Origin of the sequence: Streptomyces sp. NPDC008238, from assembly GCF_042956445.1 — a bacterium.
Lineage (GTDB): Bacteria > Actinomycetota > Actinomycetes > Streptomycetales > Streptomycetaceae > Actinacidiphila.
In genome coordinates this window covers 83,000-96,770 of sequence record NZ_JBIBGK010000007.1, presented here as the reverse complement: position 1 = coordinate 96,770, position 13,771 = coordinate 83,000, and the positions used below count along the sequence as shown (strand labels likewise).

Genomic DNA, 13,771 nt, shown 5'->3' with positions numbered 1-13,771 from the left:
GCGTCAGTGGATGCCGGGGATCAGGGAGATGAGCATGTCGATCAGCTTGATGCCGAGGAACGGGGCGACCAGGCCGCCGAGTCCGTAGATCCCGAGGTTGCGGCGGAGCATCCGGCCCGCGCCGGTCGGCCGGTAGCGCACGCCGCGCAAGGCGAGCGGCACCAGGGCGACGATGATCAGCGCGTTGAAGACGACCGCGGAGAGGATCGCCGACTGCGGCGAGGACAGCTGCATGATGTTGAGCCTGTCCAGGCCCGGGTACACGACCGCGAACATCGCGGGGATGATCGCGAAGTACTTCGCGACGTCGTTGGCGATGGAGAAGGTGGTCAGCGCGCCGCGGGTGATCAGCAGCTGCTTGCCGATCTCCACGATCTCGATCAGCTTGGTGGGGTCGGAGTCCAGGTCGACCATGTTCCCGGCCTCCTTGGCGGCCGAGGTGCCGGTGTTCATGGCCACGCCCACGTCGGCCTGGGCCAGCGCCGGGGCGTCGTTGGTGCCGTCACCGGTCATCGCGACGAGCTTGCCGCCCGCCTGCTCCCGCTTGATCAGCGCCATCTTGTCCTCGGGCGTCGCCTCCGCCAGGAAGTCGTCGACCCCCGCCTCGTCGGCGATCGCCTCGGCCGTCAGCGGGTTGTCACCCGTGATCATGACCGTGCGGATGCCCATCCGCCGCAGCTCGTCGAACCGCTCCCGCATGCCCTCCTTGACGACGTCCTTGAGGTGGATCACGCCGAGCACCCGGGCGCCATGCGCGTCCTTGACCGCGACGAGCAGCGGGGTGCCGCCGGCCGCGGCGATCGTGTCGACGGCGTGCTGTGCGTCGGGGACGACGGTGCCGCCGTGACCGGTGACCCAGGCGGCGATCGCGCCGGCCGCGCCCTTGCGGACCTGGCGGCCGTCGGCGTCGACGCCGGACATGCGGGTCTGCGCCGTGAAGGGCACGAACTCGGCGTTGCCCAGCTCGCCTTCGCGACGCTCGCGCAGCCCGTACTTCTCCTTGGCCAGGACGACGACGGAACGGCCCTCGGGCGTCTCGTCGGCCAGCGACGACAGCTGCGCGGCGTCGGCCAGCTCCGCCTCACCGGTCCCGCCGACCGGCACGAACTCCGCGGCCCGGCGGTTGCCGAGGGTAATGGTGCCGGTCTTGTCGAGCAGCAGCGTGGACACGTCTCCGGCGGCCTCGACGGCGCGGCCGGACATGGCGAGCACGTTGCGCTGCACCAGGCGGTCCATGCCCGCGATGCCGATCGCCGACAGCAGGGCGCCGATCGTCGTCGGGATGAGGCAGACCAGCAGCGCCACGAGGACGATCAGCGACTGCCGGGCGCCCGCGTAGACCGCGAAGGGCTGCAGGGTGACGACGGCGAGCAGGAAGACGATGGTCAGCGAGGCCAGCAGGATGTTCAGCGCGATCTCGTTGGGCGTCTTCTGCCGGGCCGCGCCCTCCACCAGCGCGATCATCCGGTCGATGAAGGTCTCACCGGGCCTGGTCGTGATGCGCACGACGATCCGGTCCGACAGCACCTTGGTGCCGCCCGTCACCGCGCTGCGGTCACCGCCGGACTCCCGGATGACCGGCGCCGACTCACCCGTGATCGCCGACTCGTCGACCGAGGCGACCCCCTCGACGACGTCGCCGTCACCGGGGATGACGTCGCCCGCCTCGCAGACCACGCGGTCGCCGACGCGCAGCGCGGTGCCGGGCACGTGCTCCTCGGCGCCGTCCGTGAGCCGGCGGGCCACGGTGTCGGTCTTGGCCCGGCGCAGGGTGTCGGCCTGCGCCTTGCCGCGGCCCTCGGCGACGGCCTCCGCCAGGTTGGCGAAGACCACGGTGAGCCAGAGCCACGCGGTGATCGCCCAGCCGAACCAGTCGGCCGGGGAGAGCGCCGCCAGCACGGTGGTGAGCACCGAGCCGATCAGGACGACGAACATGACGGGCGACTTGACCATCACCCGGGGGTCGAGCTTGCGCAGTGCGTCCGGGAGGGACCGCAGCAGTTGCGCCGGGTCGAAGAGGCCGCCCGAGACACGGGCGCGGGGGCTCGCGTCCGGGGCGTGCGGTGCCGGTCCTCCCCCGGGCGCCCGCACGGGCGTGCCGGTGGACATGGTTTCCTCCACGGGACGGGCGGCAGGGGTGGTCGTACGCCTCATGACAGGCCCTCCGCGAGCGGGCCGAGGGCGAGCGCGGGGAAGTACGTCAGGCCCGTGATGATCAGGATCGCGCCGACGAGCAGGCTCGCGAAGAGCGGTTTCTCGGTGCGCAGGGTGCCGGCGGTGGCGGGCACCGGCTGCTGGCGGGCGAGCGAGCCGGCGAGGGCCAGGACGAAGACCATCGGCACGAAGCGGCCGAGGAGCATCGCGAGGCCGAGCGTGGTGTTGTACCACCGCGTGTTGGCGCTCAGGCCCGCGAAGGCGGAGCCGTTGTTGTTGCCGGCGGAGGTGTAGGCGTACAGCACCTCGGAGAAGCCGTGCGGCCCGCTGTTGAGGATGGAGTGCGGCGGGGTCGGCAGGGCCATCGCCAGGGCCGTGAAGACCAGCACGACGGCCGGGGTGACCAGGATGTACAGGGCGGCGAGCTTGATCTCGCGGGTGCCGATCTTCTTGCCCAGGTACTCCGGGGTGCGGCCGACCATCAGGCCCGCGATGAACACCGCGATGATCGCCATGATCAGGATGCCGTAGAGGCCGGAGCCGACGCCGCCCGGGGCGATCTCACCCAGCATCATCCCGAGCAGGGCGATGCCTCCGCCGAGACCGGTGAAGGACGAGTGGAAGGAGTCCACCGCGCCGGTCGAGGTCAAGGTGGTGCTCACCGCGAACAGCGACGACGCACCCACGCCGAAGCGCTGCTCCTTGCCCTCCAGCGCGGCACCCGCGATCTGGTTCGCCGAACCGGGGTGCGCCGTCTCGACCCAGGTCATCAGCGTCACGAAGCCGACCCAGATCAGCCCCATCGCGGCCAGGAGCGTGTAGCCCTGCTTCAGGTTGCCGGCCATCTTCCCGAAGGTGCGGGTCAGCGAGAACGGGATCACCAGGATCAGGAAGATCTCGAAGAGGTTGGTGAACGCGTCCGGGTTCTCGAAGGGGTGCGCGGAGTTGGCGTTGTAGAAGCCGCCGCCGTTGGTGCCGAGTTCCTTGATGGCCTCCTGGGAGGCCACCGCGCCGCCGGTCAGCGTCTGGTGCCCGCCGGCGAGGGTGGTGATCTCGTGCCAGCCGGCGAAGTTCTGGATCGCCCCGAAGCCCACCAGCACGATCGCGGCGACGAACGCCATGGGCAGCAGGATGCGGACGGTGCCGCGGACCATGTCGGTCCAGAAGTTGCCCAGCTCACCGGTACGGGACCGGACGAAGCCGCGGACGAGCGCCACGGCCACGGCCATGCCGACCGCCGCCGAGACGAAGTTCTGCACGGCGAGGCCCGCGGTCTGGGCGACGTGGCCCATGGCGTTCTCGCCCATGTACGACTGCCAGTTCGTGTTGGTCACGAACGAGGCCGCGGTGTTGAACGCCTGGTCGGGGGTGATGGCCGCGAAGCCCAGGGACAGCGGGAGGTGGTTCTGCACCCGCAGCAGCAGGTAGAGGAACAGCACGCCCACGACGGAGAAGGCCAGCACCGCCCTGAGGTAGGACGGCCAGCGCATCTCGGCGTCGGGGTCGGCGCCGAGGCAGCGGTAGACCAGGCGCTCGACGCGCAGGTGCCGGTCGGAGGCGTAGACGGCGGCCATGTAGTCGCCGAGGGGTCGGTACACCAGGGCCAGGGCCACGACGAGGGCGGTGACCTGGAGCACGTCGGCGGTGACGGGGCCCATGGCCGTACCTCAGAACCTCTCGGGCCGCACGAGCGCCACGATCAGGTAGACCAGCAGGCCGGCGGCGACGACGAGACCGGTGATGTTCTCGGCGCTCACAGCTTCGCCACCCCCTTGGCGATGAGCGCGATCAGCGCGAAGACCGCGAGTGTGACGAGCAGGAAGGCCAGGTCGTCCATCGTGTGCTCCCAGCTCTTGACGGAACGTCGACCAAGCCCAGGAAACCTCCGTTCCCGCCGTGCGCGGACACCGTTGACGGCTTCCATACGGGCCCTTGCGGCGCCTTGACGGGCCTTTGACGTTCACCCCTGTTGACCTGCGAAAACGCCCGTGGGCCGACCTGTTCTCACAGGTCGGCCCACGGGCGTCGGGCGTGGCCGGGGCGCTGGGCCCCCTGGGCTCAGTGCACCTCGGTGATCTCCGGTCCGCGGCGCATGGGGTCGATGCCGTCCGAGAAGCGGCCGCCCTCTTCCTGGGCGATGCCCTCGGGCACCATCTGGGCGTCGTTGGGCAGCTTCAGCACGATCGGGTCGCGCGGTGCCATCGGCGACTCCCCGCGGACGACCACGGTGTCGCGGAAGATCTGCTCCAGCAGGCCGGCGGTCTCGGGCTGGACGGCGCCCTGCCCGGAGATGACGCCCCGCAGGAACCAGCGCGGGCCGTCACAGCCGACGAAGCGCACGACCTGCACGCCGTTGGCGCCGTTGGGCAGCTGCACCGGGACCTGCGCGCGCAGCTCCCAGCCCAGCGGGCCCTCGACCTCGTCGACGATGCCGCCCTGCTTGGTGATGCCGGACGCGATCTCGTCGCGGACCTCGCCCCAGATGCCCTCCGACTTCGGGGCGGCGAAGCCCTGCAACTGGACGGCGCTCTCGCGCAGCACCACGGTCGCGGCGACGATGGACTCCCCGGCCACCTCGACGCGCAGTTCCATGCCCTGGACACCGGGCACGAAGAGGCCGCCCAGGTCGACCCGGCCCTCGGCCGGGTCCCTGACCTCGCTCACGTCCCACGGACCGTCCGGCCTGGGGGCGGGCGGAAGGTTGTACCGACGGGACTCCATGGAGTCGTCCGACTCCTCGGCGTCTTCGGCCAGCTCGTCAGGGCTCTCGGCCTCGAGCTCGTCGAGGGCGTCTCCGCGCTCCTTGCGACGACGACGGAACACGTCACTGTCCTTCCCGGTCAGCGATGACCGATGCGTATCCATTGCCGGACGGACCGACCGGCGAGCCATCCACCGCGGCATGACCCCCCGTGGAGCCGAAGCCCCCCGCCGCCCGTGCGGAGCCGGGCAGCTCCGCCACCTCGTGGAAGCGGACCCGCTCGACCTGCTGGACGACCAGTTGGGCGATCCGGTCCCCTTCTGCGAACCGTACGCTCTCGCGCGGGTCCAGGTTGACCACGATCACCTTGATCTCCCCACGGTACCCGGCATCAACCGTTCCCGGGGCATTCACGAGGGCCACTCCGCACCTCGCGGCGAGGCCCGAGCGGGGGTGCACGAAGGCGGCGTAGCCGTCCGGCAGCGCGATCGACACCCCCGTGGGCAGTACGGCGCGCTCGCCGGGGGCCAGTTCGGCCGCCTCGGTGGTGACGAGGTCGGCCCCGGCGTCGCCCGGGTGCCCGTACGAAGGAATCGGGACGCCCTCGTGCAAACGGTGGATGAGGACGTCGACCGGGGGGCGAGGACCGCCGGTCAAGGGTTCACCTCGAAGGCGCGCGCGACCTTGACCTGGTCGGGGTCCGCCATCGCGGCGCGGATCTCCTCGGGGCGGCCGTTGTCGGTGAAGTGCTCCAGCTTGACCTCGATGAACAGCGCGTCCGCACGGACCGCGACGGGGCCGTCCGGGCCGCCGATCCGGCCGATCGCGGTGGAGTAGATCTTGCGCCCGGCCACGGCGGTGCAGCGGGCCTCCAGGTGGAGGGTGGCGCCGACCGGCACGGGCTGCACGAAGTCGGTCTCCAGGCGGCCGGTCACGGCGATGGTGCGCAGCAGCCAGGCGAGTGAGCCGAGCGTCTCGTCGAGGGCCGTGGCCAGCACACCACCGTGCGCCAGGCCCGGGGCGCCCTGGTGGGCGGCCTGGACGGTGAACTCGGCGGTCACGCTGACGCCCTCCCCGGCCCTGGCCTCCAGGTGCAGGCCGTGCGGCTGCGCCCCGCCACAGCCGAAGCAGTGGTCGTAGTGCGCGCCCAGCGGCTCACCGGGGGCGGGGGCGTCGGGGTGCCGCTCCGGCGCGACGGCGTCGCGCGGCGGTGTCAGGCCCGGACGGTCCGGGCCGGCGTCGGTCGTAGCTCCACTCACGCGGGAGACCCTACCCTCCTGCGGGATCGTTTCCCGCCGCCCGGCCGTTGTCCTTCCGGCCCCGCGGCCCGCCCATCACCGGAGCACCCTCCCTTGGAGCACCACATGACCCCCAGGTCCGTCGTCGTCACAGGAGCCGGGTGCGGGATCGGCCTCGCCACCACCCTCGAACTGGCCCACGCCGGCTTCGACGTCATCGGGACGGTACGCAGCGAGGAGAAGGCGGAGGCGTTGCGGGAGGCGGTCGGGCGCACCGGCGCGCCGGTGCGCACCGTGCTGCTGGACGTCACGGACGCGACGTCCTCCGTCCGGGCGTTCACCGAGATCGCCACGATGACGGACGGCGGCCCCTGGGCGGTGGTGAACAACGCGGGGATCGCCCAGCCCGGTGCGATCGAGGACGTGGACGACGAGCAGGTGCGGCAGCAGCTGGAGACCAACCTGGTGGCCCCGGCGCGCATCGCCCGACTGGTGCTGCCCACGATGCGGGCCCGGCGGGCGGGGCGGATCGTCAACATCTCGTCGATCTCCGGGCGGGTCTCGATGCCGCTGCTCGGCTGGTACTGCGCCAGCAAGCAGGGCCTGGAGGCGATGACGGACGCGCTGCGGATGGAGGCGGCCCCGTTCGGGGTCAAGGTCGTGCTGGTGGAGCCCGGCCCGTACGGCACGGACATCTGGCAGCGCGGCGCGAGCCGGCTGCCGCAGCGCCGCAACTCGGCCTACCGGCACCAGTACGAGGCCGCGGAGGAGATGATCAAGCGGGAGCTGCCCTCGCCGCGTCCGGTGGCGCGCACCGTCCTGAAGGCGCTCTCGGCGCCGCGTCCGCTCCCCCGCTACCTGGTGGGCAACGACGCCCGGTCCTCCGCGGTCCTGGACGCCGCCCTGCCGACGGCCGCGACCGACTGGGCCAAGCAGGTCGCCACGGGGCTGCGGCGTCCCCCGCGCGCCGCGCACGCGCTCACGAGGCTGCGGTCCCGGGGCGGCCGCTGACGGGACGGCATGACAAGCTGGGTGTCATGACCGTCATGAGCTATGAGGAGCGGCTGACCGCGCCGCGTTCGTGGTGGGGCCTCGCCGTCGGCGCGGGCGTCTCGCTGGCGCTGATCCTGCTGCCCCTCGGGCCCCTGGCGCTGCTCGGCGGGCTCGTCGGCGGCACGGCCGTCGGAGCGGCCCTGGTCAGCGCGTACGGCTCCCCGCGGCTGCGGGTGGTCGCCGGCTCGCTGGTGGCCGGGGACGCGAAGATCCCGGTGACGGCGCTCGGCGAGGCCACCGTGCTGGACCGGGACGAGGCGCTGGCCTGGCGGTCGCACAAGGCCGATCCGCGGGCCTTCATGCTGCTGCGCGCCTACGTGCCGACGGCGCTGAAGGTCGAGGTCAGCGACCCGGACGACCCGACGCCGTACCTGTACCTGTCGACCCGCTCCCCCGAGCGCCTGGCCGCGGCCCTGCGGGACGTGCGCGCCTGATCGCCCCCGCGCTCCGGCACGGGGCGCCCGGGGCCTGGCGGCTCAGCCGCCGGGCCCGAGTGCGGGCGGCTCGCCGGGCCCGAGGGCGGGCGGGGGTTCCTCCTCCGCGGACAGCAGGCCCCAGGGCACCTGGCGCAGGCGCAGGTCCTTGCGGATCTGTTCCGCGAGCTTCTTGGTGTCGCGCCGGTTCATCACGGCACCGACGGCCGCGCCGACCATGAACGGGGTCAGCGTCGGCAGGTTGCGCATGGTGCGCTTCAGCAGCTGCTGGCGCAGCTCCCGCTTCATCCTGCCGCCGAGGGCGATGTTCAGTGTGGACGGCTTGGAGAAGTCGATGCCGCGCCGCTCGGTCCACTCGGCCAGGTACATCATCGACCGCTGCCGCAGCGTGCCCGGGGCGCGCAGCCCGTAGACCTCGTGCAGCTCGGCGATGAGCTTGTACTCGACCAGGGCGACCCCGAGCGTCTCGGAGGCCAGCTCCGCCGGCATGGCCGGCGGGGTCGGCAGCATGGCGGCGGCGCCGATGCCGGCGCCGACCGTCGCGGTGCCCACCGTGGCGGCGTTCACCAGCTTGTCGGCCAGCTCCTCGGGCCCGAGCCCGGGGAACTGCCGGCGAAGCGTCTCCAGGTCCCGCACGGGGACCCTCGGGGCCGTCTCGACGAGCCCGTCGACGAAGGTGTTCAGCGCCGCCTTGGCGCGTGCCCGTGCCCGTGCGGCACGGCCGGGGGGACGGAACGGGACGGGATCGCCCGCCGGTCCCTCCGATGCGCCCGCGAGCGAGGCCTCATGGCCCCGCTCGTCGTCGCTCGCCACGGTCCGGCTGCCCGTCAGGCCGCGCAGTCGCGGCAGATCGGGTTGCCGTTCTTCTCCGTGGCCAGCTGGCTGCGGTGGTGCACGAGGAAGCAGCTCATGCAGGTGAACTCGTCCGCCTGCCGGGGCAGCACCCGGACCGACAGCTCCTCGTTGGAGAGGTCGGCTCCGGGCAGCTCGAGGGACTCGGCCTGGTCGTACTCGTCCACGTCGACCGTGGAGGTCGACTTGTCGTTCCGCCTGGCCTTCAGTTCCTCGATGCTGTCCTCGTTGACGTCATCGTCGGTCTTGCGTGGGGTGTCGTAATCAGTAGCCATGTATCGCTCTCCCCCTCTGGGTGTCTGCGGTGTCTCCAGCGCTCGTAACGCATGGGAGGCCGGTCTTGTGCCCGGCCCGAAGCGGAGATTTTGCCTTACATCAAGTGCCGTTACTCAATCGACACCCAACCGCACCCCCGAAGAGGTGATCCCATCCGCTGCCGGTGATGACCGGAAACGGCCCACTTGTCGCACCTTGCTCGCGCCTCCACGTGTACTTCCCGTGATCATGACCTGCGGAAACATGGATTTTTCCGGTCTTTTCCCGGAGGTCGCAATCACGCAGAGTACCCGAGGCCGGAATCGTATGTGTGATCGCTCACAGCATGCCCCCGAGGCGCGCAGACCGCAAAATTCAGCGCAAAGCGAACACGCCTCCGGGGGTGTCGTGTCACGGGTCACACGGGGATGACAACCCGCATGACCAGGCCACCTCCCTCGCGCGGGACCGCGGAGATCGTGCCTCCGTGGGCCCGGGCGACGGACTTGGCGATCGAGAGCCCGAGGCCCACGCCCTTGTCACTGCCGGTGCGCTCGGTGCCCAGCCGGCGGAAGGGCTCGAACAGGTTGTCGATCTCGTACGCGGGGACGACGGGCCCCGTGTTGGCCACCGTCAGGACCGCCGAGCCCGCTTCGACGCCCGTGGTCACCTCCACCCGGCCCGCCTCCGCGACGTTGTACCGGACCGCGTTCTGCACCAGGTTCAGCGCGATGCGCTCCAGCAGCACCCCGTTGCCCTGCACGACGGCCTCGCCCAGCGCGGCGCGCAGCTCCACGCCCTTGGCGTCGGCCTCGGCGCGGGTCTGCTCCAGCGCCTGGGTGGCCGCCTCCGCGAGGTCCACCGGCTTGCGGTCGACGATCTCGTTGTCGCTGCGGGCGAGCAGCAGCAGACCCTCCACCAGTTGTTCGCTGCGCGTGTTGGTGGCGAGCAGGTTCTTGCCCAGCTGCTCCATGTCCGGTGAGGCGTCGGGGTCGGCGAGCTGGACCTCCAGCAGCGTGCGGGTGATCGCCAGCGGCGTTCTCAGCTCGTGGGAGGCGTTGGAGACGAAACGGCGCTGGGCGTCGAAGGACCGCTCCAGGCGCTCCAGCATGTCGTCGAAGGTGTCGGCGAGCTCCTTGAGCTCGTCGTCCGGGCCGGTCAGGTGGATCCGCTGGGTCAGGTCGGAGCTGACCACGCCGCGCGCGGTGCGGGTGATCCGGCCCAGCGGCGCCAGCACCCGGCCGGCCAGCAGGTAGCCGAAGGCGAAGGCGAGCACCGCGAGGCCGACGAGCGCGAAGAGGGAGCGCTTCAGCAGGACGTTCAGCGCGGTCTCCCGCTGCACGGCCAGGCAGTGGACGTAGGCCTTGTTGAAGGCGTCCGGGTTGGTCGGGCCCGTGGGCAGCTCCGGACACAGCCCGGTGAGCGACAGCCGGCCCGCCTCGACGTGGAACTGCGCCTCGGTGCCCTGGCGGATGGCCTGGGCGGCCAGCATGTAGATGATCCACAGCAGTATCACCCCGGCGATCAGGAACATGCCGCCGTAGAGCAGGGTGAGCCTTATCCGGATCGTGGGCCGCAGCAGCGGCATCGGCCGGGCGGCCGGTTTCGGGTCCCAGGTGGGCCTGGGCGGGATGGCCTGCGATGTTGGCGGGGTCGTCGGCGACGACGAGGGCGCGGGCACGGCGGGTCAGATCCGGTATCCGGAGCCCGGGACGGTGACGATCACCGCGGGCTCGCCGAGCTTGCGGCGCAGGGTCATCACCGTGACCCGCACGACGTTGGTGAAGGGGTCGGTGTTCTCGTCCCAGGCCTTCTCCAGCAACTGCTCCGCGGAGACCACGGCCCCCTCGCTGCGCAGCAGCACCTCCAGCACCGCGAACTCCTTGGGCGCCAGCTGCACCTGCCGGCCCTCCCGGGTGACCTCGCGGCGGTTGGGGTCCAGCTTGATCCCGGAGCGCTCCAGCACGGGCGGCAGCGGCGCGGTCGTACGGCGCCCGAGGGCCCGTACGCGGGCGGTCAGCTCGGTGAAGGCGAAGGGCTTGGGGAGGTAGTCGTCGGCGCCCAGCTCCAGCCCCTCCACGCGGTCGCTGACGTCGCCGGCGGCGGTCAGCATCAGCACGCGGGTCGGCAGACCGAGTTCCACGAGCTTGCGGCACACGTCGTCCCCGTGGACGACCGGCAGGTCGCGGTCGAGGACCACGACGTCGTAGTCGTTGACCCCGATCCGCTCCAGGGCCGCACCGCCGTCGTAGACGACGTCGACGGCCATGGCCTCACGGCGCAGTCCGGTGGCTACCGCATCGGCGAGCAGTTGCTCGTCCTCGACGACCAGTACGCGCAAGGCGCTGTTCCTTCCCTAGGCACTTCTCGAAGAGCCGTGTCTCAAAGAGCCGTGCACGGCCCGCCCGCGCAGGCCGAACGCCCCTCCATCCTGCACCGGACGGCCGTAAAACAGGGGTAAGAGGACTCGGCGCCGAATTCTTCGCGTCCCGGAGGTTTCCCCTCCGGCGGGCCTGGGGAGGACGACTGCACACCCCCGATCACGCCCGTAGGGCGTCCGCAACTCCCGTGGCAGTGGCCGCTGTGTGATCCGAGGGGTCCCCCGACAAGACCTGTGAACGACCCCGCACATCGCACCACCGACGAATATCCCTGTGTCAACCCACGACGACGAGGGGGCGCCACCTGATGGACGCATTCACCACTGGCATTCTGCAGCGCATACACAGCACCGAATCCGACCTTCTGCGCGCCCGTGAGGACGGGGACGACTTCCTGGCCGAGGTCGAGGAGGCGGAACTGGCCGACCTGCGCCGCCTCGCCGCCGAGCACGGCGTCCAGGTGCTGCCCAAGATCGCCTGAGATCCCCCGGGCGGCACAGCCGAACGCCGCGCCCCGGACACCTGCGGGTGCCGGGGCGTTCGCGTGCCCGCCGCCGGTTCGTGCCGGGCGGCGGGCCTTCGCGTGGAGGGGGCGGTGGCGGGCCTCAGTCGTGCCAGGCGCCGAGTTCGTCGAGCTGCCGCTGCAGGGGCTCGAAGAGCCCCTGCGGGGCCGCGACGGTGAGCTCCGTGGACTCCGGCACTCCCGGACGGCCGCCGGTCAGGGCGCCGGCCTCGCGGGCGAACAGGGCGCCCGCCGCGTAGTCCCACGGGTTGAGGCCGCGCTCGTAGTAGGCGTTGAGGCGGCCGCAGCCCACGTCGCACAGGTCGATCGCGGCGGATCCGCCACGGCGGATGTCCCGCACCTGCGGCACCAGCTCGCGCAGCACCCTCGCCTGGCCCTCCCGGCGCTTCTTCAGGTAACCGAAGCCGGTGCCGACCAGCGCCTGGTCGAGCGGCGGCGCCGGGCGGACGGCCGCCTGCCGGTCGTTGACCCAGGCGCCCCGCCCCAGCACCGCGCGGTAGCTCTCGGAGCGCATCGGGGCCTCGACGACCCCGACGAGCGTCTCGCCTTCCAGCTCGGCCGCGATGCTCACGGCCCACGACGGCAGGCCGTACAGGTAGTTCACGGTGCCGTCCAGCGGGTCGATCACCCAGCGGACCCCGCTGCTGCCCGCGACGCTGACGCCCTCCTCGCCGAGGAGGCCGTCGTCGGGGCGGCGCTCGGTGATGAAGGAGGCGATCAGCTTCTCCGCGGCGATGTCCATCTCGGTGACGACGTCGATGGGGCTGCTCTTGGTGGCGGCCACGCCGAGGTCGGCGGGGCGGCCGTCGCGCAGCAGCTCACCGGCCCTGCGGGCGGCCTCGAGGGCCACGGCCAGGAGTTCGTCCTTGAGGTGGTCGATCACGGCACTCCTCGTGCGTTCGGGTCGGTCGGTCACTCGGCACCGGCGGCTGCGGGCCGGGGGCTGCGCGCCGGGCAGCAGCCCACCGGGCACACGTCGTGGCTGGGCCCGAGGGCGCCCAGCGCGCAGCGCTCGGGGGCCAGGCCCCGCTCGGTGGCGGCGCGCTCCAGCACCAGCTCGCGCACGGCGGCCGCGAACCGCGGGTCGGCGCCCACAGTGGCGGCGCGGGCGACGGGCAGGCCCAGTTCCGCGGCCTTGGCGGTCGCCTCGGTGTCGAGGTCGTACCTGACCTCCATGTGGTCGGAGACGAAGCCGATCGGCACCATGACGGCGGCCGGGACGCCGGAGGCGTGCAGCTCCTCCAGGTGGTCGCAGATGTCGGGCTCCAGCCACGGGATGTGCGGGGCGCCGCTGCGGGACTGGTAGACGAGCTTCCACGGGCGGTCGGTGCCGGTGGCCTCGCGCACCGCGTCGGCGATCACCCGGGCCGTGTCGAGGTGCTCGGCGACGTAGGCGCCGCCGGTTCCGTCCCGCGTGTGGTCCTCGGGCCGGCCGGAGGTGTCGGCGGCCGCGGTGGGGATCGAGTGGGTGGTGAACGCCAGGTGCGCCCCGTCGCGGACGTCCTCGGGCAGCGCGGCGAGCGCGGTCAGCACCGCGTCGACCATGGGCCGGACGAAGCCGGGGTGGTTGAAGTAGTGCCGCAGCTTGTCCACGCGGGGCACCTCGCGGCCCTCGGCCTCCAGGGCGGCCAGGGAGTCGGCGAGGTTCTCGCGGTACTGCCGGCAGCCCGAGTACGAGGCGTACGCGCTGGTGGCCAGGACCAGCACCCTGCGGTGGCCGTCCCCGGCCAGCTCGCGCAGGGTGTCGGTCAGGTAGGGCGCCCAGTTGCGGTTGCCCCAGTAGACCGGCAGGTCGAGGCCGTGCTCGGCGAAGTCCTTGCGCAGCGCCTGCAGCAGTTCGCGGTTCTGCGCGTTGATCGGACTGACCCCGCCGAACAGGAAGTAGTGCTGCCCCACCTCCTTCAGGCGCTCGCGGGGGATGCCACGGCCGCGCGTGACGTTCTCCAGGAAGGGGACGACGTCGTCGGGCCCCTCGGGGCCCCCGAAGGACAGCAGGAGCAGTGCGTCGTACGGAGCGGCGCCGGCCTCGGTGTGATCGGACATGTTCCGATCCTGCCACCCGGCGGTGACGGCAGGGGAACCGGCGAAAACCGCTTGCGCTCCCTTTGTAAGCTGTGTGGGGCAGTCACATTCCTTACTCCCGCCCCTTGAGACGTCGGCGACGAAGCCGTGGAGCGCCT

The 13,771-nt window shown here is 71.9% G+C and carries 16 protein-coding genes; 3 read left to right on the top strand and 13 right to left on the bottom strand.

What is annotated here, in order from left to right; translation table 11 throughout:
* Positions 1–3 precede the first annotated feature (3 nt).
* The 7 genes from kdpB to ACFZAU_RS17680 form a co-directional block, all read right to left on the bottom strand.
* Complete coding sequence (kdpB, locus tag ACFZAU_RS17710; protein WP_500552885.1) at positions 4–2,109, bottom strand: potassium-transporting ATPase subunit KdpB; 2,106 nt, start codon at positions 2,107–2,109, stop codon at positions 4–6.
* Positions 2,110–2,150: 41 nt separating this feature from the next.
* Complete coding sequence (gene kdpA / locus ACFZAU_RS17705) at positions 2,151–3,812, bottom strand: potassium-transporting ATPase subunit KdpA (RefSeq protein WP_500552884.1); 1,662 nt, start codon at positions 3,810–3,812, stop codon at positions 2,151–2,153.
* A 9-nt stretch (positions 3,813–3,821) separates the two neighbouring features.
* Positions 3,822–3,911, bottom strand: a complete 90-nt coding sequence (gene kdpF / locus ACFZAU_RS17700; protein ID WP_499601814.1) for a K(+)-transporting ATPase subunit F — start codon at positions 3,909–3,911, stop codon at positions 3,822–3,824.
* Positions 3,908–4,078, bottom strand: a complete 171-nt coding sequence (locus ACFZAU_RS17695) for a hypothetical protein (protein ID WP_499601816.1) — start codon at positions 4,076–4,078, stop codon at positions 3,908–3,910. Before ACFZAU_RS17695 ends, kdpF begins: the two co-directional genes overlap by 4 nt.
* Before the next feature lie 134 nt (positions 4,079–4,212).
* The gene (locus ACFZAU_RS17690) at positions 4,213–4,977 is read right to left on the bottom strand and encodes a DUF3710 domain-containing protein (protein ID WP_500464798.1); all 765 of its coding nucleotides are present in this window, start codon (positions 4,975–4,977) and stop codon (positions 4,213–4,215) included.
* 1 nt (position 4,978) lies between these two features.
* The gene (dut, locus tag ACFZAU_RS17685) at positions 4,979–5,512 is read right to left on the bottom strand and encodes a dUTP diphosphatase (protein WP_500464797.1); all 534 of its coding nucleotides are present in this window, start codon (positions 5,510–5,512) and stop codon (positions 4,979–4,981) included.
* Positions 5,509–6,114, bottom strand: coding sequence for a PaaI family thioesterase (locus ACFZAU_RS17680; protein WP_500552883.1), 606 nt, complete (start codon positions 6,112–6,114; stop codon positions 5,509–5,511). The genes dut and ACFZAU_RS17680 overlap by 4 nt, the downstream gene beginning before the upstream one ends.
* Before the next feature lie 105 nt (positions 6,115–6,219).
* On the opposite strand from ACFZAU_RS17680, the gene ACFZAU_RS17675 reads away from it, so the two are divergent.
* Positions 6,220–7,104, top strand: a complete 885-nt coding sequence (locus tag ACFZAU_RS17675; protein ID WP_500552882.1) for an SDR family oxidoreductase — start codon at positions 6,220–6,222, stop codon at positions 7,102–7,104.
* A 26-nt stretch (positions 7,105–7,130) separates the two neighbouring features.
* Positions 7,131–7,580, top strand: a complete 450-nt coding sequence (locus tag ACFZAU_RS17670; RefSeq protein WP_499601823.1) for a DUF3093 domain-containing protein — start codon at positions 7,131–7,133, stop codon at positions 7,578–7,580.
* Positions 7,581–7,622: 42 nt separating this feature from the next.
* On the opposite strand, the gene ACFZAU_RS17665 is transcribed toward ACFZAU_RS17670, so the two are convergent.
* The 4 genes from ACFZAU_RS17665 to ACFZAU_RS17650 all read right to left on the bottom strand — a co-directional run bounded on the left by ACFZAU_RS17665 (position 7,623) and on the right by ACFZAU_RS17650 (position 11,028).
* The gene (locus tag ACFZAU_RS17665; protein WP_500552881.1) at positions 7,623–8,393 is read right to left on the bottom strand and encodes a hypothetical protein; all 771 of its coding nucleotides are present in this window, start codon (positions 8,391–8,393) and stop codon (positions 7,623–7,625) included.
* 14 nt (positions 8,394–8,407) lie between these two features.
* The gene (locus ACFZAU_RS17660; RefSeq protein WP_450393077.1) at positions 8,408–8,707 is read right to left on the bottom strand and encodes a DUF4193 family protein; all 300 of its coding nucleotides are present in this window, start codon (positions 8,705–8,707) and stop codon (positions 8,408–8,410) included.
* A 398-nt stretch (positions 8,708–9,105) separates the two neighbouring features.
* Positions 9,106–10,275 carry a sensor histidine kinase gene (locus tag ACFZAU_RS17655; RefSeq protein ID WP_499601825.1) on the bottom strand — a complete coding sequence of 390 codons (1,170 nt, stop codon included), beginning with the start codon at positions 10,273–10,275 and terminating at the stop codon, positions 9,106–9,108.
* Between the two features lie 99 nt (positions 10,276–10,374).
* Positions 10,375–11,028, bottom strand: coding sequence for a response regulator transcription factor (locus ACFZAU_RS17650; RefSeq protein WP_500464792.1), 654 nt, complete (start codon positions 11,026–11,028; stop codon positions 10,375–10,377).
* Positions 11,029–11,375: 347 nt separating this feature from the next.
* On the opposite strand from ACFZAU_RS17650, the gene ACFZAU_RS17645 reads away from it, so the two are divergent.
* Entirely contained in the window at positions 11,376–11,549 is a 174-nt protein-coding gene (locus tag ACFZAU_RS17645; RefSeq protein WP_319132283.1) for a hypothetical protein, read from the top strand.
* A gap of 124 nt (positions 11,550–11,673) precedes the next feature.
* Here ACFZAU_RS17645 and ACFZAU_RS17640 read toward each other — a convergent pair whose 3' ends face one another.
* Positions 11,674–12,474, bottom strand: a complete 801-nt coding sequence (locus ACFZAU_RS17640) for an inositol monophosphatase family protein (protein WP_500552880.1) — start codon at positions 12,472–12,474, stop codon at positions 11,674–11,676.
* A gap of 29 nt (positions 12,475–12,503) precedes the next feature.
* A complete protein-coding gene (locus ACFZAU_RS17635) occupies positions 12,504–13,634 on the bottom strand; it encodes a ferrochelatase (RefSeq protein ID WP_500552879.1) in 1,131 nt (376 codons plus the stop codon).
* Between the last annotated feature and the right edge of the window lie 137 nt (positions 13,635–13,771).